14 protein-coding genes and 1 tRNA gene are annotated in these 19,844 nt (G+C 47.0%); 4 read left to right on the top strand and 11 right to left on the bottom strand.

Annotation, left to right across the window (positions count from 1 at the left end; genetic code table 11):
• The 4 genes from OXG10_03660 to purF all read left to right on the top strand — a co-directional run.
• On the top strand, positions 1-230 hold a 230-nt coding region (locus OXG10_03660), incomplete at its 5' end, for an HAD family hydrolase (protein MCY3826465.1).
• A 15-nt stretch (positions 231-245) separates the two neighbouring features.
• Positions 246-1,925, top strand: a complete 1,680-nt coding sequence (locus OXG10_03655) for an AMP-binding protein (protein MCY3826464.1) — start codon at positions 246-248, stop codon at positions 1,923-1,925.
• The gene (gene purL / locus OXG10_03650) at positions 1,922-4,156 is read left to right on the top strand and encodes a phosphoribosylformylglycinamidine synthase subunit PurL (GenBank protein MCY3826463.1); all 2,235 of its coding nucleotides are present in this window, start codon (positions 1,922-1,924) and stop codon (positions 4,154-4,156) included. Before OXG10_03655 ends, purL begins: the two co-directional genes overlap by 4 nt.
• Positions 4,153-5,571: an amidophosphoribosyltransferase gene (gene purF / locus OXG10_03645; GenBank protein MCY3826462.1), complete on the top strand. Its 1,419-nt coding sequence runs from the start codon at positions 4,153-4,155 to the stop codon at positions 5,569-5,571. Before purL ends, purF begins: the two co-directional genes overlap by 4 nt.
• A 34-nt stretch (positions 5,572-5,605) precedes the next feature.
• Here the strand turns inward: purF and OXG10_03640 are convergent, their stop codons facing one another.
• The 11 genes from OXG10_03640 to OXG10_03590 form a co-directional block, all read right to left on the bottom strand.
• Positions 5,606-8,290, bottom strand: a complete 2,685-nt coding sequence (locus OXG10_03640; GenBank protein ID MCY3826461.1) for a valine--tRNA ligase — start codon at positions 8,288-8,290, stop codon at positions 5,606-5,608.
• Between the two features lie 40 nt (positions 8,291-8,330).
• Positions 8,331-12,476, bottom strand: coding sequence for a DNA-directed RNA polymerase subunit beta' (gene rpoC, locus OXG10_03635; GenBank protein MCY3826460.1), 4,146 nt, complete (start codon positions 12,474-12,476; stop codon positions 8,331-8,333).
• An 18-nt stretch (positions 12,477-12,494) separates the two neighbouring features.
• The gene (gene rpoB / locus OXG10_03630; protein ID MCY3826459.1) at positions 12,495-16,685 is read right to left on the bottom strand and encodes a DNA-directed RNA polymerase subunit beta; all 4,191 of its coding nucleotides are present in this window, start codon (positions 16,683-16,685) and stop codon (positions 12,495-12,497) included.
• A 53-nt stretch (positions 16,686-16,738) separates the two neighbouring features.
• Complete coding sequence (gene rplL, locus OXG10_03625; protein MCY3826458.1) at positions 16,739-17,122, bottom strand: 50S ribosomal protein L7/L12; 384 nt, start codon at positions 17,120-17,122, stop codon at positions 16,739-16,741.
• Positions 17,123-17,158: 36 nt separating this feature from the next.
• The gene (rplJ, locus tag OXG10_03620) at positions 17,159-17,680 is read right to left on the bottom strand and encodes a 50S ribosomal protein L10 (GenBank protein ID MCY3826457.1); all 522 of its coding nucleotides are present in this window, start codon (positions 17,678-17,680) and stop codon (positions 17,159-17,161) included.
• Positions 17,681-17,716: 36 nt separating this feature from the next.
• Positions 17,717-18,442: a 50S ribosomal protein L1 gene (rplA, locus tag OXG10_03615; GenBank protein MCY3826456.1), complete on the bottom strand. Its 726-nt coding sequence runs from the start codon at positions 18,440-18,442 to the stop codon at positions 17,717-17,719.
• A 16-nt stretch (positions 18,443-18,458) separates the two neighbouring features.
• Positions 18,459-18,878, bottom strand: coding sequence for a 50S ribosomal protein L11 (rplK, locus tag OXG10_03610; GenBank protein MCY3826455.1), 420 nt, complete (start codon positions 18,876-18,878; stop codon positions 18,459-18,461).
• The gene (gene nusG, locus OXG10_03605) at positions 18,879-19,439 is read right to left on the bottom strand and encodes a transcription termination/antitermination protein NusG (GenBank protein ID MCY3826454.1); all 561 of its coding nucleotides are present in this window, start codon (positions 19,437-19,439) and stop codon (positions 18,879-18,881) included.
• 25 nt (positions 19,440-19,464) lie between these two features.
• A complete protein-coding gene (gene secE, locus OXG10_03600) occupies positions 19,465-19,668 on the bottom strand; it encodes a preprotein translocase subunit SecE (GenBank protein MCY3826453.1) in 204 nt (67 codons plus the stop codon).
• A gap of 15 nt (positions 19,669-19,683) precedes the next feature.
• Positions 19,684-19,756 (bottom strand) — tRNA-Trp (locus tag OXG10_03595).
• A gap of 17 nt (positions 19,757-19,773) precedes the next feature.
• A partial coding sequence (locus tag OXG10_03590; GenBank protein ID MCY3826452.1) for a hypothetical protein occupies positions 19,774-19,844 on the bottom strand: 71 nt, incomplete at its 5' end.

Raw genomic sequence — 19,844 nt, 5'->3', positions numbered from 1 at the left:
AAGAAGTAGGCTGGAGAAAACCTCACAGGAAAATATTCGAATTTGCTCTTGCCAGCCTCGGCGAGAGTCCATCAGACGTTATTTTCATAGGAGATGATCCTGAAGCTGACATAATGGGATCTTCAGACTGCGGGATTGACTCCGTGTGGGTAAAAAGAAGAGAGCAGCTCATTCAGGCAAAACCGAAATTCATCATAAAAGATCTGGAAGATCTAAAGGAAATAATCTAGGGAGACACCGCTTTGATGAAAAGATTCACCCGCACGGAAAAAAGGCTCCCCGCAACAAGAAGCAAAAACCAAATAGCCACAATACAGAATATGCTTGAGAGAAAATCCTCTCTTTACGCAGACAAGATCGCGTATTCCACAAGAAAAGATGATCTATCTGTAAGTTCTTTCACCTTCAGCGAAGTTTTCACTCTTTTCACCCAGTTCTCAGCGCATCTCATGTCTCTGGGTCTTAAGAGAAGGGAACATGTGGCAATAGTGGGGGAGAACAGCCCTCAGTGGGCGATTTCCTACTTTGCGGTAATCTGGGCAGGCGCCATAGCCGTCCCACTTGACGCAAGGGCAAGAACAGAGCACATAAAACAGGTGCTCGCGCTCTCAGATTCAAGGTTTCTCATCGCCTCGGCGGGGTTTACGGAAACCTTGAGTAACACAGGAGCGGTCGAGCACATAATACCAATGGACGAGGCTCTTGAGGTTCGATCGCACACCGAAAAAACCGTGCCCGCGGAAAAACTAGAACCCGAAGACATAGCCGATATAGTTTTTACCTCGGGAACCACGGGCAATCCCAAAGGCGTAATGCTCTCCCATGCGAGCATAATGTCAAACCTGGAGACACTATACAGCGCCTTTCCCATAACAGTGGAAGACACAGCTTTTTCCATACTGCCCATTCACCACGTATATGAAAGAATAGGTGGAATACTGCTGTCCTTTTACTGTGGACAAAGGGTGTTTTTCTCAAGAAGCATAAAACCGAGGGAAATGCTCTCCGACCTTAAAGTCGCAAGGCCAACCGTATGGCTTAACACCCCCTTGATACTCGAGAGACTGCTTCAGAGAATCGAACAAAATAAGGCAAAAAACTTTCTCACAAGAGCCTTGCCCTCTAAGTTTTTCGGGAAAATGGCAAAAAAACGTCTAGGTCTTGACCGCCTCAGAATTATAGTAAGCGGCGGAGCCGCCCTCTCGGAACCGGCTTCCGAGGGACTTGAAAAATACGAATTTCCCCTCTTGCAGGGATACGGAATGAGTGAAACGGCTGCGGTTATATCCGCAAATCCCTTTTCGAAACCGAAGAACGCAAGCGGTGGCATGGTGCTTGAAAACAGCGAGGTCGAAATAAAAGATGTAGACTCCGAGGGAATCGGAGAGATATGCGTGAAGGGTCCAAGTGTAATGAAAGGCTATTACAAAAACCCCGGTGCGACAAAAGAAGTCCTCTCGGATGACGGCTGGCTCAGAACCGGTGACCTCGGTTATTTTGATCACGAAGGCTACCTCTACATAACGGGAAGAAAAAAATCGGTTATCGTAACTAAGGGAGGAAGAAATATTTCTCCCGAGGAAATCGAGGAAAAGCTCACCCCGCTTGAAACGGTTGAAGAAGCGATTGTATTCAGCCCGGATGATGAAAGGATACAGGCCGTGATATTTCCAGAGGCGGAGGGAATTTCCAAAAAGCTAGGACAGTCCCCGCAACACGGAGACGATCAGAGAATCTGGGATATCCTTAAAGGCGAGATAAGTGAACTTAACCGCCGGCTTGAGCCCCACAAAAGAATCAGTCATTTTGCAGTTGCCACAGAAGAATTACCAAAAACGACTACAAGAAAAGTAAAAAGATACCTTTTCAGAGACATGGACATATCCAAGACAACAAAGTTCATCCAGCCCCCGGAGGACAAATGAAGAATAAAGAATCTCTGCAGTTTGCCTTGGATCACGGCCTTACTGAAAGCGAATACGAAAAGATAATCAAAACCTTGGACAGAGAGCCGAACTTAACAGAAGTTGGAATTCTCGGAGCTATGTGGTCTGAACACTGCTCCTATAAAAGTTCCAAGATGCACCTTAGAAAATTTCCCACAAAGGGAAAACAGGTTATACAGGGCCCTGGAGAAAACGCCGGAGTAGTGGATATAGGGGACGGCGACTGTGTCGTTTTTAAAATGGAAAGCCACAACCATCCTTCCTTCATAGAACCTTACCAAGGCGCCGCGACCGGGGTCGGGGGAATACTCCGGGATATATTCACCATGGGAGCAAGACCCGTAGCGCTTTTAAACTCTCTTCGATTCGGAAATCCATATCTTCAGAAAACAAAATTTCTGGTTGAGGGGGTCGTATCGGGAATAGCCGGCTATGGAAACTGCATGGGTATTCCCACTATAGGAGGAGAGATATATTTTGACGATTGCTACAATGGAAATCCTCTGGTAAACGCCTTTGCCCTCGGGGTCACCAAAAAAGATAATGTTTTCCGCGGATATGCGTCGGGCGAGGGAAACCCCGTAATATACGTCGGATCAAAGACCGGAAGAGATGGAATACAGGGAGCCATCATGGCATCGGACACCTTCACTGAGGAAACCGAAGAAAAAAGGCCCGCGGTACAGGTGGGAGACCCGTTTACGGAAAAACTTCTTCTTGAAGCCTGCTTGGAGCTGTTTAAGACTGATTGTGTTGTCGGTATACAGGATATGGGAGCCGCAGGACTTACATCCTCTTCAACAGAGATGGCTGATCGCGCAGGAACCGGGCTTGAGATTGAAATTGGCAGAGTTCCCAGGCGAGAAGAAAGAATGACCCCTTATGAAGTGATGCTTTCTGAATCGCAGGAGAGAATGCTCGTAGTCTTGGAAAAGGGCAAAGAAGATACAGCCCGAGATATTTTCAGGAAGTGGAACCTTGATTTTTCGATTATCGGCAAGGTGACCGATTCGGGAAGATTGACGATTGTAGAAGAAAAAACCACAGTTGCGGATCTACCCGTAAGTCTTATAACCTCGGGCGCGCCGACTTATAAAAGACCCGTAAAAAAACCCGTCTACCTGAAGGAAATAACGAGGCTGAATTCGGAGAATCTCCCTGAACCTGGAGATATTCAGAGAGTTTTTCTCGAAATTCTGTCTTCTCCGACTGTATCGAGCAAGAAATGGGTTTACGAGCAGTATGACCACATGGTAAGAACCGACACCGTTTTGGGACCAGGAGCGGATTCCGCAATAATAAGGCTCAAAGGAGCTCAGAAAGGGATCGCAATGACATCTAATGTTAATTCTAGATATTGTTATCTAAGTCCTCGTGAAGGAAGTAAAATAGCTGTCGCGGAAAGTGTCAGAAATCTGGCCTGCTGTGGTGCCTCTCCCCTTGCAATCACCGATTGTCTTAATTTTGGAAATCCTGAAAATCCCGAGATAATGTGGCAGTTCTCAGAAAGCGTTGAAGGCATGTCGGAAGCCGCGAGAACGTTCAATACGCCGGTTGTAAGCGGCAACGTCAGTCTTTACAACGAAACCGAGGGTGTCGCGATATTCCCTACCCCGACTGTGGCAATGGTGGGCCTTATAGAAGATATCGCCAAAACCGTCACTTCCTGGTTTCAAGATCCTGGAGATCTAGTGATACTGCTCGGAGGAGCCATAGAAGAAGATATAGGAGGTAGTGAGTACCTCAAGATCCAACACGGCTTGATTGACGGGAAACCACCTTCAATTGATCTTGATAAAGAGAAAAAGCTTGCCGAGATGTTGATTGCATGCGCTTCTCAAAGTATACTTAAATCGGCGCATGATATATCTGAGGGCGGCTTTGCTGTAGCGCTCGCGGAATGCTGCTTTAGTCCAGACGGCACAAGGGGGGTCGTGGTAAAAGCGCCCGACATAAATGAAAACTCTCTTAGAGGCGATCTGTTTCTTTTCTCCGAAACGCAATCCAGAGTAATAGCTAGCATAAGCGAAACCAATTGGAAAAGAATAAAAGAGATGGCGAGTAATTACGGCGTTCCCGCGCTGCGTGCCGGAGTAGTCATTGATAACGACAGGTTCTGCGTTGAAGATTTAATCGACATGAAAATCTCAGCAGTTCACGATGCATGGTCTATGGGCTTTCAGAGGGGTCTTTCGGTCTCAGAGGGGTGAAAATGGCAAAGCTACGCGAAGAGTGCGGAGTCTTTGGAATATATGATCATCCAGCCGCTGCCAACTTTACCTATCTCGGCCTCTACTCCCTCCAACACAGAGGTCAGGAAAGCGCTGGCATAGTGTCAACCGACGGGGAGAAGCTTTACTCTCACCGAGAGATGGGGCTCGTAACCGAAGTTTTTGATGAAGAGTCCATATTGAAGCTTAAAGGCACTACCGCAATCGGCCACGTAAGGTATTCCACAACAGGCTCAAGCAACAATAAGAATACCCAGCCTCTGATTATGAATTACGAAAAAGGAGAGCTAGCGGTCGGACACAATGGCAATCTTACAAATGCGAGAGTGCTGAGACACAAGCTTGAGAAAGAAGGTTCCATATTCCAGTCAACAACAGATACCGAGGTAATCGTACACCTCATAGCGAGATCAAAGGAAAAAACCTTTTTGGGAAGAATCATCGAAGCCCTTACCGAATGCAAAGGAGCTTATTGTCTTTTATTTCTTACTCCCAAAGGGCTAGTAGCTGCACGTGATCCCCACGGATTCAGGCCCCTTGTTCTCGGAAAGATTGATAATTCTTACGTTGTGGCTTCCGAGTCATGTGCCTTTGAACTAATAGGAGCCGATTATATAAGGGAAGTAGCGCCAGGGGAAATAATATTCATAAATGAGAAAGGAATCAGGTCATTCAATCCGCTTCCGAAAAAACAGCACAAATACTGCGTGTTTGAGAACATATATTTCTCGAGACCCGATTCGTTTGTCCAAGGAAAAAACATCTATCAGATGAGGAAAAACATGGGGAAACAACTCGCAATTGAATCTCCCGCCGACGCAGACATCGTCGTGGCCGTACCAGATTCGGGAACGCCGGCGGCCATGGGATACGCCGAGCAGTTGGGAATCCCCTTTGAAACCGGCTTCCTGCGGAGTCACTATATCGGAAGAACCTTTATTGAACCTCAACAATCAATAAGAAATTTCGGAGTGAAACTGAAACTCAGCGTGATAAAAGAAGTCATAAACGGAAAAAAGATAGTAGTGGTTGACGACTCCATAGTAAGAGGGACAACAAGCAGAAAGATTGTCAAGATGATACGCGATGCCGGAGCCAAGGAAGTCCACATGAGAATTAGTTCACCTCCGATGAAGTTCTCATGCTACTACGGCATAGATACTCCTCTCAAAGAAGAACTCATAGCGCATTCTCTTGAAGTAGAAAAAATAAAGGACTACATAACTTCCGATACTCTGGGATACTTAAGCAGGGAGGGGGTAGCAAAAGCGGTCACCAACGGTGACAAGTCCTTTAATGGAAAATCAAACTACTGTTTTGCGTGTTTTGACGGAAATTATCCGGTGGAAATAACAGACGAGAAAGTGTCGCATCAACAAATGGACCTTTTTTAGCCCCATCGGACCGTACTAAAATCAAGAGTCCCGGCTATATAGCCGAAAGTTTCCCGAGAATTTCTTCAAGCTTTTTCTTGTGGTTTTGAAATTCATCCAGTTTCCCCTTTTCCTTTTCCACAACGTCTTCGGGAGCACGTTTGATGAAATCCCTGTTCGCGAGTTTACCCTCGGTTTTTTTAAGTTCCTGCGAAACTTTTGCCAAATCCTTATTCAGTCTGGAAATTTCCTTCTCAAGATCAAGCAGATTCTCAACCGGCATAATTATCTCCACCCCCGAAACAACTTCTGAGACTGTTTTACCCTGAATATCCTCTCCGCAAACAACGCAATTCCCAAGAGAAGCCATACCCAGGATAATCTCAAGGTTCTGCCTTAAAACATCCCCTACCTCGCTGCTTTCGGAATTAAGATGGATTGACACCTTCTCCGAGGGATGAATTCCCACGATGGCACGCAGGTTTCTTATTCCAGTTACAACACTTTTTACAAGCTCAATCTGCCCGGACTCTTCTTTAAATATCTCGCTTTCATTCGGCTTCGGATACCGTGTTTCAAGAATGCTCTTTGAATGAAGACCTTCTCCTTTAGGAAGATTGGCTCCCTTTTCCCTGAATATTCGGAATATTTCCTCCGTAATATAGGGCGTAAAAGGATGGAGCGCCCTCAGGGAACGTATCAGGACCCGCACGAGTACATTAAGGGTGGTTTTTTTAGATTCGTTGTCATCTCCATAAAGCGAAAACTTGGATATTTCAAGATACCAATCGCAGTAATCATCCCATATAAAGTGATAAAGCACCTGAGAAGCCTTGTCGAATTCGTAGTCTTCAATGAATTCTTCAACTTCGCCGAGTGTGAAGTTGAGTCTGCTGAGAATCCATCGGTCAGGAACACTTAGGCAAGAATTGTCGAGATCGGAGTCGTGAATCATCTCCGGTTCAAGGTTCATAAACACAAATCTGGTAGCATTCCATATCTTGTTCATGAAGTTCCTGTATCCCTCGATAACAGGAAAGGTAAGCTTTATATCCCTTCCCTGGGCTGCAAGCGCTGCGAGCGAGAAACGAAGCGCGTCGGCACCGTATTTTTCGATCACGTCAATAGGATCAATTACGTTGCCCGTCGTCTTGCTCATCTTGCGACCTTTTGCGTCCCTTATAAGACCATGCACATAAACATCCCTGAAAGGCACATCTTTCATGAACTTAAGTCCCAGCATTATCATTCTTGCGACCCAGAAGAAAATAATGTCAAATCCGGTAACCAGACACGATGTCGGATAGTAATGCCTGAGCGCTTCAGTCTCCGCTGGCCATCCAAGGGTGGAAAAAGGCCAGAGCCCGGAAGAAAACCACGTATCCAGCACATCCGGATCCCTAACGAGTTTGACCTCTTCACCATAATGCTTCTTCACAGAAGCGGCAGCTTCGTGCTCATTCACGGCAACGAAAACTTCCCCGTCAGGTCCGTACCATGCGGGTATTCGGTGACCCCACCAAAGCTGCCTCGAGATACACCAAGGCTCTATATTTCTCATCCACTCAAAATAAGTGTTTTCCCAGAACTCTGGATAAAAACGTATTTCACCTCGTTCTACGTATGAAATGGCTTCAGCGGCAAGTTGTTCCGTGTTTACGTACCACTGGTCAGTCAACCAAGGTTCTACGACCACCCCAGAGCGGTCGCCGTAGGGAACCGTGTGGACGGTTTGCTCAACCTTTACCAGAAAACCTCCTTCCTCAAGGTCTCGGATTACGGCTTTTCTAGCCTCAAATCTTTCAAGTCCCACGTATTTTTCGGGTACATCACCTTTTATATGCGCCCGCTCGTCAAGAATGTTTAATATATCAAGACCGTTACGCTTTCCGACTTCAAAATCGTTAAAATCATGTCCCGGAGTTATCTTTACGGCTCCCGTACCCTTCTCTGGATCGCTGTACTCATCAGCTATTACCGGGATCCTTCTTCCAACAAGAGGCAAAACAGCATTTCTGCCCACTAAATCAGTGTATCTAGGATCTTCAGGATGAACTGCAACTGCAGTGTCTCCGAGCATAGTCTCAGGACGTGTTGTAGCTACAGTAACGAACTGACCTTCGTCTCCCTCTATCGGATATCTTATATGCCAGTAGTTGCCTTGAGTCTCTCTCTGCTCCACTTCCAGATCCGATATGGCCGTACAGAGCTCAGGATCCCAGTTGACAAGCCTTTTGTCCTTGTAAATAAGCCCTTGAGAGTAAAGATCGACAAAAACTTTTCTCACCGCTTCTGAAAGTCCCTCATCAAGGGTGAACCGCTCCATTTCCCAGTCGGGAAGCGCTCCGAGTCTTTTTAACTGTTCTGTTATTCGGCTACCGGAGTTTTCTTTCCATTGCCAAATTCGTTCAAGGAATTTTTCCCTGCCCAAATCGTTCTTCGTGAGTCCTTCGGAGGCAAGATCTTTTTCAACCATCATCTGGGTAGCAATACCCGCGTGGTCGGTGCCTGGAACCCAGAGAACATCGAAATTATTCATTCTCTTGTACCTAACGAGAATGTCCTGAATGGTGTTGTTAAGAGCGTGGCCTATGTGCAACGATCCTGTCACGTTTGGTGGGGGGATGACAATTGAGAAAGCCTCAGCCGAGTCTTTTATTTCGGATTTATGAAGTCCCGATGAGATCCAGAAATCATAAACTCTCCGTTCAACCTCGGCAGGGTTGTAGCTTTTCTCCATGGCTACTGATCAAAAGAAAGAATAGACCGCAGGGGAAATATTAGCTTTCCAGCAATACGTCTTCGCTCTTCTCTTCGACTTCCGGTACGGGTACAGGTATTTCCGGTGCCTCAGTCTCTATGCTTATGTCCCTGTACATGGGAAGGCCGGTGCCAGCCGGAATCAACCTGCCCACGATAACGTTTTCCTTGAGCCCTCTGAGATCGTCCTCCCTACCCTCGCAGGAAGCCTCGGTAAGAACCCTGGTGGTTTCCTGAAAAGACGCCGCGGAAAGCCAGCTGCGAGTGCTAAGCGAGGCGCGGGTTATACCCAGAAGAAGCGGCTCGGCCGCTGCCGGGGTTCCACCTTCTTCGACGACCTTCTCGTTTTCTTCAAAGAAAACATTTTTTTCTATAGCCTCGCCGACAAGCATCGTAGTGTCACCTGGGTCTTTTATCTTTACCCTTTTTAGCATCTGCTTGACTATAACCTCGATATGCTTGTCGTTAATCTTCACACCCTGAAGTCTGTAGACTTCCTGAATTTCATTAACCATATAGTTGGCAAGGGCCTTCTCTCCCATGATATTCAGAATGTCGTGAGGATTAACCGCACCGTCGACAAGCTGGTCACCGGAAGAGACAAACTCCCCTTCCCTGACCAAGATATGTTTTCCCCTGGGAACAGTATATTCTTTAGGCTCTCCCATTTCCGGAGTTACCACAACCCTCTTCTTCCCCTTTATATCTTTTCCGTAAGATATGATTCCGTCGATTTCGCTTACAACGGCCGGATCTTTGGGCACTCTGGCTTCAAAAAGCTCAGCAACCCTGGGAAGACCTCCGGTAATGTCTTTTGTCTTTGAGGTCGCTCTCGGAATCTTGGCAAGTACGTCCCCTGCCTCTATATCGTCTTTGTCGCCAACTTCTATTATAGCGCCTACGGGAAGCGAGTAAGGCACTTTCTTATCTTTCGGCAAGGAATCGATTTCCAGAGATTCCAAATCCTCTGTTCTCACCTCGACATCCAGAGTGGGATGCATTTCCAGATCCTTGGTCTCAACCACTACCCTTATGAGAACGCCCGTGACTTCATCCACCTGTTCCTTGTACGTAACTCCGGTTTCAAGGTCCCTGAACTTTACGGAACCCGGAACCTCTGAAATTATAGGGGTCGTGTAAGGGTCCCATTCAGCGAGTACTTTTCCCTTCTTAACCTTGTCCCCTTCTTTTACATTAAGCCTGGCCCCAAGTACAACGGGACATTTCTCCCTTTCATATCCCTTGCTATCCTCAATTGAAAGGACGCCGCTTCTGCTGATAACAACCAATTTGTTATCACGTCCCTTGACGGCTTTTATGTTCTTAAATCTGACTATCCCCTCGTGCTGACTCTCAAGGGTGCTCTCGGCTGCTCTCTGGCTCGCGGCACCACCTATATGAAACGTTCTCATGGTAAGCTGAGTTCCGGGTTCCCCGATTGACTGGGCCGCGACGATACCTATAGCTTCGCCCATGTTCACAAGCTTTCCAGTAGAAAGGTTTCTTCCATAGCAGAGTCTGCATACACCGTTTCTAGTTTCACAGGTAAGAACAGAGCGGATACTCACCTCACTTATGCCCGCTTCATCTATCTTAGCAACCGCGGTCTCATCAACTTCCTCGTTTGTGTGAACAATCACCTCTCCGGTTTGGGGGTCCTCTATATCTTCAAGCACTACCCTTCCAAGCACCCTCTCCCCTACTTTTTCAATTATTTCTCCACCTTCCACCAGATCACTGACGTTAATTCCCTCTATGGTGCCGCAGTCAAGTTCGGTAATCATTACGTCCTGAGCGGCATCAATCAGCCTTCGCGTCAGGTAACCGGCATTTGCTGTTTTTAGTGCCGTATCCGCAAGCCCCTTCCTCGCACCGTGGGTAGAAATAAAATACTGGAGCACCGATAGCCCCTCACGGAAATTGGATGTGATAGGAGTTTCTATTATTTCTCCCGAAGGCTTCGCCATAAGCCCCCTCATGCCCGCAAGCTGCCTTACCTGCGTCTGGCTCCCTCTCGCCCCGGAATCAATCATCATATATATTGGGTTCGAACTTGGTCCCGCAACTGTAGTGTTTTTGCCCGTCTGGATTTCCTCTGAAGAAATCTTTCTCATCATTGCCTGAGCAACTTCATCGCTTGTTTTTGCCCAGATATCTATTACCTTGTTGTATCTCTCTCCATCGGTTATAAGCCCCTGGGAATACTGGCCCTGCACTTTCATAACTTCCTCTTGGGCATTTTCCAATAGATCCTTCTTTGATTCAGGAATAATCATGTCCGTGATCGAAATAGAAGCTCCGGACTTTGTCGAGTACTTGAATCCGAGAGTCCTCAGGCTGTCGGCCAGCAAAACCGTGCTTTTGCCGCCGGTTTTCCTGAAACACTCATCCACAAGGGCCTCTATAGCTCTCTTAGTCATTGGCTTGTTGATAAGTTCAAAGGAAACACCTTCGGGAACAACCTCGTACATCAACACTCTTCCGACAGTTGTCAGATAGTTCTGCTCTTCAATCCTTACTGTTACGCTATCATGTAAACCGACCTTCCCCAGTTCATACGCAAAGACCACCTCGCGTACTGAAAAAACACGGCCCGGCCCGGAACTTTTATCCGAAGCTGTATCCCTCGTGAGGTAGTAAAGCCCCAGGACTATATCCTGAGTGGGAAGTATTATCGGCTTTCCGTGCGCGGGAGAAAGAATATTGTTCGTCGACATAACAAGCGAGCGACATTCGGTCTGGGCTTCAATTGAAAGCGGAACATGAACCGCCATCTGGTCGCCGTCAAAATCCGCGTTGTAGGCAGGGCATACAAGAGGATGAAGCTGAATGGCTTTATCCTCAATAAGCACCGGTTCGAAAGCCTGTATGCTAAGACGATGAAGAGTCGGGGCTCTGTTAAGAAGCACCGGATGCTCTTTTATCACTTCGTCAAGAGCGTCCCACACCACCGGAGCTTCGCTGTCAAGCAGCTTCTTCGCTATCTTTATCGTTGCCGCCTCACCCCATCTTTCAAGCTTCTGGTAGATAAACGGCCTGAAAAGTTCAAGCGCCATCTGCTTGGGGATTCCGCATTGGTGAAGACGCAGGTCGGGACCTACGGTAATCACCGACCGACCTGAGTAATCAACTCTTTTCCCCAGAAGATTTTGCCTGAATCTGCCTTGTTTACCTTTTATTATGTCACTTAGACTCTTAAGTGGTCTGTGGTTGTGACCCAAAACCGGTCTTCCCCTTCTCCCGTTCTCCAGAAGTGCGTCGACGGACTCCTGCAGCATCCTCTTTTCATTTCTGACTATTATGTCTGGGGCACCGAGCTCAAGGAGTTTCCTCAGCCTGTTGTTTCTGTTGATCACTCTTCTGTAGAGATCGTTAAGATCGGAAGCGGCAAACCGTCCTCCATCAAGAGGAACAAGGGGTCTGAGATCAGGTGGCAGAACAGGAATAGTGGTCAGAATCATCCATTCCGGACGGTTTTTGGACTTGCGAAACGCTTCACATATTCTCAGCCTTTTTGCGATACGGGCTTTTTTGATTGGAGACTTGGTCTCTTTCATACTCGTCCTGAGTTCCTGAGAAAGCTCGTTTAAATCTATGGTTTTCAGCATTTCCCGTACCGACTCGGCCCCCATACCGACGACAAATTCGGAACCGAAGCGCTCGCGATCGGCTCTGTACTCATCTTCGGTTATTACCTGGGCAAACTTGAGGTCGGAAATTCCCGGATCCATAACTATGTAAGCCTCGAAATAAAGCACTCTTTCCAAATCCTTCAAAGTCATGTCAAGGAGCATTCCTATTCTGCTGGGAATGCTGCGAAGAAGCCATATGTGTGCAACGGGAGAAGCGAGTTCTATATGACCCATTCTCTCCCTTCTCACTTTAGAGGAAATTACTTCCACGCCGCATTTCTCACAAGTTACTCCTCTGTGCTTAAGTCTTTTGTATTTTCCGCAGGTGCATTCGTAATCTTTCACGGGCCCGAATATTTTGGCACAGAAAAGACCGTTTCTCTCGGGTTTGAATGTCCTGTAGTTTATAGTTTCAGGTTTTTTTATTTCTCCGTTTGACCATGACCTGATTTTTTCCGGAGAAGCTATGGAAATTTTTATGGTCGAGTAATCAGAAGGGTTTTTCGGCTTTTCAAAAAGCGTGTCTATATCCATGGTATGATTCCCTCCAAATTAATATTTCGGAAGCGGTTCAATTTCCGCTTCCTCCTCAATAAGATCCACATCAAGTCCCAACGCCTGCAGTTCCTTGCGCAACACTTTGAAAGATTCAGGGAGACCTGGTTCAAAATTCATATCACCTCTTACGATCGAGTCGAATATTCTCGTCCGTCCCGCCACATCGTCTGATTTTATGGTGACAAATTCCTGAAGGGTGTAGGCGGCCCCGTAGGCTTCAAGCGCCCAGACCTCCATTTCTCCAAGCCTCTGTCCACCGAAGTGGGCCTTCCCGCCAAGGGGCTGCTGCGTTACCAGGGAGTAAGGCCCGATTGCCCTCGCATGAATTTTCTCTTCAACAAGATGATGGAGCTTTAACATGTACATTATCCCAACGCACACTTTCTGATCAAAAGGTTCACCGGTCTGGCCATCAAAAAGAATAGTCTTTCCATCTTCGTCGATGCCGGCAAGCTCCTGGATACGCACAATTTCAGCCTCGTGGGCACCGTCAAAGACCGGGGATTTTACCGGTACTCCGTCTTCAAGCTCTCTTACCAACTCTACAAGACCCCCTCTGTCCAGCGACTCTACAAGCTCCCGTGTCTGCGAAGAATCCGAGTATATTTCCAGAAGCTTCTCTCTTAGGGCTTCGTCGCTAAACTCCTGTTCGATATACTCATTAAGCTGCCTTCCCAGTTCTCTGCCGCCCCACCCCAGATGGGTCTCCAGTATCTGGCCAACGTTCATCCTTGAAGGCACGCCGAGCGGGTTAAGCACCATATCAACCGGCCTCCCGTCGGAAAGATAAGGCATATCTTCCTGCGGAAGTATTTTCGATACGACACCCTTGTTGCCATGCCGTCCCGCCATTTTGTCACCAACCTGAAGCTTTCTTTTAACCGCAATGCGGACCTTAACCACTCTCAAAACCCCGGGAGGCAACTCATCGGGCTTTTTCAATTTTTCTATGCGCTGCTCATAGGTAGCGGTCACGTAATCAATGCGTTTGAGAACTCTGCTAATTATTCCAGTCAGTTCTTCACCCGCTTCGGGAAGGTTCTTTATCCTAACATCAACAAGCTTTTCTAAGGGAATAGCATCAAGAATCTCTTCAGTAATTTCCTGTCCGCTTTTAAGAATGGTTTTTCTGTTAACCGTTATTTTGGAAAGCGAAGTTTTGCCGAGAACAATATGCTTTACTCTGTCAACCGCATCCCGCCTGAGAATACTTACCTCGTTCTCTCTCTCTTCCATCAATTTTGAGATTTCTTGGTTCTCAATGTCTTTACTTCTCTCGTCCTTATCCACGGAGCGGGACACAAGAGTTTCAACATCTATCACGGTACCGTATACCCCGGAAGAAACCTTGAGGGAGGAATCCTTGACATCCCCGGCCTTATCTCCGAAGATCGCCCTTAAGAGCCTCTCTTCCGGAGAAAGCTGAGTTTCGGCTTTTGGAGAAATTTTTCCGACCAGTATGTCTCCAGGCTCGACCTCGGCACCTATCATTATTATTCCGCTTTCATCCAGATACCTAAGTGACTCTTCGGACACATTGGGTATATCTCTGGTTATATCTTCTCTCCCGAGTTTCGTCTCCCTTGCCGTACACTCAAACTCCTCAATATGAATTGAGGTGAATGCATCGTCCTTTACAACCCTCTCGGATATCAAGATTGCGTCTTCAAAGTTGTATCCTCCCCATGGCATAAAGGCGACAACCATATTCTGTCCGAGCGCCAGTTCGCCACGGTCCGTCGAACATCCATCCGCTATTACCTGTCCTTTCTTCACCCGCTGCCCTTGGCGAACTATAGGCGTCTGATTCCAGCAGGAACTCTGGTTTGAGCGGTGGAACTTTATCAAGTTGTAGATATCCACCCCACCTTCGCGACTTCTTTCCGTGGATTTAACCACAATCCTAACCGCATCTACGGACTCCACTACGCCATCTCTGCGTGCGACGACCGTAACCCCGGAGTCCTTGGCCACCTTGCTTTCAAAACCTGTCCCCACAAGCGGCGAGGCACTCTTTATGAGCGGCACGGCCTGGCGCTGCATATTAGAACCCATAAGGGCCCTGTTCGCGTCATCATGCTCAAGAAAGGGGATAAGAGAAGCCGAAACCGAAACAAGCTGCGAAGGGGACACGTCCATAAACTCAACCTCCTCCCTCTCAACCATCATAAATTCGCCATTTCCCCTGGCGGAGACAAAAGGTAGTTTGAAAGACCCGTCCTCTTCAAGGGGGGCGTTTGCCTGAGCTACAATGTAATCCTCTTCCATAAGCGCATTCATATAAATTATTTCGTCCGTAACACGCCCGTCCTTCACTTTCCTGTAAGGAGTCCGGATAAATCCGGATTCATCTATCTTCGCATAAGTGCTCAAGCTGGATATAAGTCCGATATTAGGACCTTCCGGAGTTTCTATAGGACATATTCTCCCATAATGGGAAGAGTGAACATCTCTTACCTCGAACCCCGCCCTCTCTCTGGTAAGACCGCCCGGACCAAGTGCGCTCAGCCTTCTTTTATGAGTTATTTCCGACAGAGGGTTGGTCTGATCCATGAACTGGGAAAGCTGACCCGTGGTGAAAAACTCCTTGAGAACCGATGTAACGGTTTTCGGAACCAGCACTTCGTTAGGCATGAGGTTTTCTATGGTCTGGTATCCCATCTTTTCCTTCACAAACCGTGCAAGCCTCTCAAGACCGTGATAAAAACGGTCCTCTATAAGTTCCCCAACGGTTCTTACCCTTCGGTTGCCGAGATGGTCTATGTCATCGGTAGATCCCCTGCCACCTTTCAAATCAAGCAGGTATTTCACGGTCAGAAGGATATCTTCTCTGTCCAAAGTAAGATGATCATCGCTCACGCCCTTCCTCTTGAGCTTGTAGTTGATCTTGATCCGACCCACTTTCGAGAGTCTGTATGCATCCTGGGTGAAGAACATGTTTTCAAAGAAAGTCCGCGCGACTTCATCGGAAGGAGGATCCGTCGGCCTGAATTTCTTGTATATCTCCGTTATGGCCTCCTCGCATGAATCCACCTTATCGGAAAGAAGTGTGGTCCGAAGAGAACTCACGAACAGGGTCTTGTCTATGTAGTAGACTCTGAGGGTCTTTTTACCGACTCTGCGGAGTTCGTTGAGTTTTTCTTCCGTTATTTCCTCATTGAAATCTAGTATTACTTCCCCAGTTTTGGGGTCGGAGACCACTTCGGCCGAGGGTTTTTCCATTATCTCTTCATCTGAAACAGGTATGGAACTCATGCCAATTTCTTCCAATCTTGAAAGAAGATTTTTCAGCCTTCTTCCCTTTCTACCTATAAGGTCACCTGTTTCCGGGTGGTTTATATCCACAGTCACTTTTTGATAGGAAATTATTTCGGTGGTCTTTTCCTTCTTAAAACCCTCCGCTCCCACCTCGAAAACTTCCGCGGTTACTTCTTTTCGAAGTTCTTCTGGTTCTATATGGAAAGTCTCCACGGGATAGAAGAAATCCATTATCTGCTGCTCATCATAACCCATGGCCTTGAGAAGAACGGTGACGTGGAATTTTTTCTTTCTGTCTATGCGCACATGGAGCATGTCTTTCAGATCATATTCAAAATCAAGCCAGCGACCGTTTTGAGGAACGATTCTCGCTATAAAAGATCCTTCCTTTCCGGACAACTGGTTTTTGCTTTTATCCCGATCAAAAAACACTCCGGGAGATCTGTGGAGCTGGTTTACGATTACTCTTTCGGTTCCGTTTACTATAAAAGAACCGCTGGGGGTCATAAGCTGTACTTCCCCAAAGTATATCTCTTGCTCTTTAATGTCGCGGAACTGTCTCTCGGTATCTTTCTGTCCTTTTTCACCTTCAGGAATGTCCCAAATTATAAGACGGAAAGTTACATAAAGAGGAGCAGTGTAGGTATAGCCCTTAAGCCTGCATTCGGCGAAATCATACTTGGGTTCGTCCAGCCTGTAGCTGAGATATTCCAAAGAAGCCTTGCCATTATAATCCTCAAGAGGAAAAACAGCCTTGAAGGCTCCATGAAGGCCGGTGTCCGAACGCTCATCTGGAGGAACATCGGCCTGCAGAAAATCTTCGTACGATTTTATCTGTACATCAAGCAGGTGGGGGATATCCAGAACCTGGGGGATCTTCGAAAAATCTTTCCTTAACTCCTGAGACTCTATATTCTCTATGCTCAACGCGCACCCCCTCGTTTTTTAATTTAAGTGAAAATAACCGAAGAAAATTATGGTCAGTTAACTTCAACGGTTGCCCCGGCGTCTTCAAGCTTCTTCTTGATATCTGCAGCCTCATCCTTGCTAACTCCCTCTTTTACAGGTTTTGGAACTCCTTCAACAAGCTCCTTGGATTCCTTGAGTCCAAGACCCGCGATTTCCCTTACCGCCTTTATGACCTGTATTTTCTTGTCTCCGAAAGAACTGAGAATTACACTAAACTCAGTTTTCTCTTCGGCCGCAGGAGCGGCTTCGGCACCGGCAGCGGTGGCAACAGCGACTTGTGGCGCAGCGGCCTGAACACCGAACTTTTCCTTTATTTCCTCTATCAGTTCGGAGATCTCAAGCATGCTGGCTTGTTCAAGATAGGTGACAACGTCTGTTCTACTAATATCGGGCATCTTTATTCCTCCTTGATAAAACAGTTCTACAGTTTTTTATTCAGTTTCCCTTTCTTTTAAACCTTCTAAAACATTGACAATATTTGAGCGTGCCTGCTCCAAGACTCCCACAAGGTTGCCCATCGGAGCACTAAGCAGGCCTACAAACTCGGAGATAAGCTCCTGTCTTGACGGAAGCTTTGCTATCTGCTCTATTCTGGATACATCTACTACTTCTCCTTCGAATATACCGCCCTTTATCTTGATTTCCGGGAAATCTTCGCCGTAATCAATAAAAACCTTCGCTGCCGCGGAAGACTCCCCATCACAGATAGCAATCGCTGTGGGACCCGAAAAAAGATCTTTCATTCTTTCTATGTCCGTTCCTAGTGAAGCTTTCTCCAGAAGGGTGTTCTTTACAACCCTGAACTCCGTATTGGTCTGCCTGAGTTTTTTCCTCAGGACATCCATCTCCTTCACCTTAAGTCCTTGGTATTCAACAACGAACACCGAGGAAACGGAATGGAATCTGGATGCCAAGTCGTCAATTACTTTCTGCTTTTCGGCTTTACTGAGCATAGTCTCTCTCTTCTCGTATCTAGTTTCGCGTTACGCTTACGCCGCAATTCCCATACTTTTAAGTTCGTTCCTAATATCCGGCACACTCACTCCGATACCGGGACCCATGGTCGCCGACACCGAAACTCTCTTCAGAAAAATCCCCTTAGAGGCGGCAGGTTTCTCTTTGATCAGAAAACCCATAAAGGCGAGGAAGTTTTCTTTCAGGTTCTCTTTTCCGAAAGAGACTTTTCCAACAGGAGCGTGTATAACCCCGCTTTTGTCATTTCTGATTTCAACACGACCGGCTTTTGATTCCTTGACCATGTTAGCAACGTCCGAAGTTACAGTACCTACCTTGGGACTCGGCATCAGTCCTCTTGGCCCCAGCACTTTCCCCAGTCTTCCAACCTTTGACATCACGTCAGGAGTGGCTATAGCCACGTCAAAATCAAGCCAGTTCTCCTTAGAAATTTTCTCCACGATATCGTCAAGACCCACATAATCGGCCCCGGCATCTTTTGCCTCGACTGCCTTATCATCCGTTGCAAACACGAGGACCGTCATTTTTTTCCCGAGACCGTGAGGCAACACGAGTGCGGAACGAATCTGCTGGTTCGCATGTCTGGGGTCTATGCCGAGATTTACGGCTATATCCACCGTTTCGTCAAATTTCGCATAGTGGGCCTGAGCCACAAGCTCCATGGCCTCATCAACCGTATACTCTTTGCGGGAATCTACTTTGGTGCTTACGTCAATATATTTTTTTCCTCTGGTGGTCATGAAGTCTCTCCAAACTCTATCCTTCTATATCAATTCCCATGCTTCTCGCGGCACCACGCACAACCATCAAAGCCGCATCAATTTCATCAGTATTGAGATCCTCAAGCTTTCTTTGCGCTATCTCCCTTGCTTGTTCCTCCGTAATCTTGCCGGCTTTGCTCCTCGGAGTGGACCCTGAACCTTTTTCAACGCCCGCAGCTTTTTTCAGCAGGTAAGAAGTAGGGGGAGTTTTTATCTGAAGATCAAAAGACCTGTCCGCGTAAACGGTCACCGTAACTGGAAGAAGCCCTTCGGAAGAAGACGTCTGGGCATTAAAGGCCTTGCAGAATTCCATTATGTTCACGCCTCTTTGTCCGAGCGCGGGACCTACCGGAGGTGAAGGGGATGCCTTTCCCGCCTCAATCAGCAACTTTATGTAACCGCTTATTTTCTTCATCTAGATTTTCTCCACCTGATTAAAATCGAGCTCTATGGGTGTGGTCCTGCCAAAAATGCTGACCAGTACCTGCACCCTGGCTTTTTCGGGTTTTACATCTTCTATAATTCCGGAAAAATTGGCAAAAGGACCTTCTATAACTCTTATGGATTCTCCTTTTTCAAAAGCGACACTCGGCTTGGGCTTGAGCGTGCCCTCTTTTGCCCTTGTTTTTATCTCGTTAACTTTTTCTTCGTCAACTTCGGGGATGGAATCAATATTTATCTTTCCATCAACCGGGCGGCCTCCCACGAAACTTATCACTTTCGGTATCTCCCGTACGAAATCCAGGGTTTCCTTGTTAAGTTCCATTTTAAGCATTATATATCCGGGAAAGAATTTTCTGATAGATGTTCTCTTCCTCCCGCCTTTCTGTGTTTCAACTACTGTCTCAGTAGGAATAAAAACCTCGTCAATGGCAAGGTTTTCATTGTTCATGCTCTCCATCCCGTTTTCTATCTGGGTTTTAACCCGTTCCTCAAAACCGGTATTTACATGCACTATATACCACTTGCTCGGCATTCGAAAACTGCTCCCGATTCGCTCTTTAACTCAGTATAAGACCAAACAGAAAAGAGAACACGTAATCGGCCAGCATAAAAAAGAGTGCAAAAAACGCGGTAATAATAACAACCACTAAGGTTGATTTAACCGTATCTTTACGCTCGGGCCAGGTTATTCTTTTCAGTTCTGTAGCAACACCGCTGAGATACCTGGTCGTATCAACTTTGATCCTGTCAAATTTTTCCATGACTTGGCTTTTCTGCAGGGCAGGAGGGTCTCGAACCCCCAACCTGCGGTTTTGGAGACCGCTGCTCTACCAATTGAGCTACTGCCCTGTAGAGTCTATTACTCATCACTCAATGATTTCCGTTACTACGCCTGCCCCTACTGTTCTTCCACCCTCTCTTATCGCAAAACGCAACT

This window comes from Candidatus Dadabacteria bacterium (genome assembly GCA_026706695.1).
Taxonomy (GTDB): Bacteria; Desulfobacterota_D; UBA1144; order Nemesobacterales; family Nemesobacteraceae; genus Nemesobacter.
Note: the sequence above shows the minus strand (reverse complement) of the source record. Positions and strands in the feature narration are given on the sequence as shown.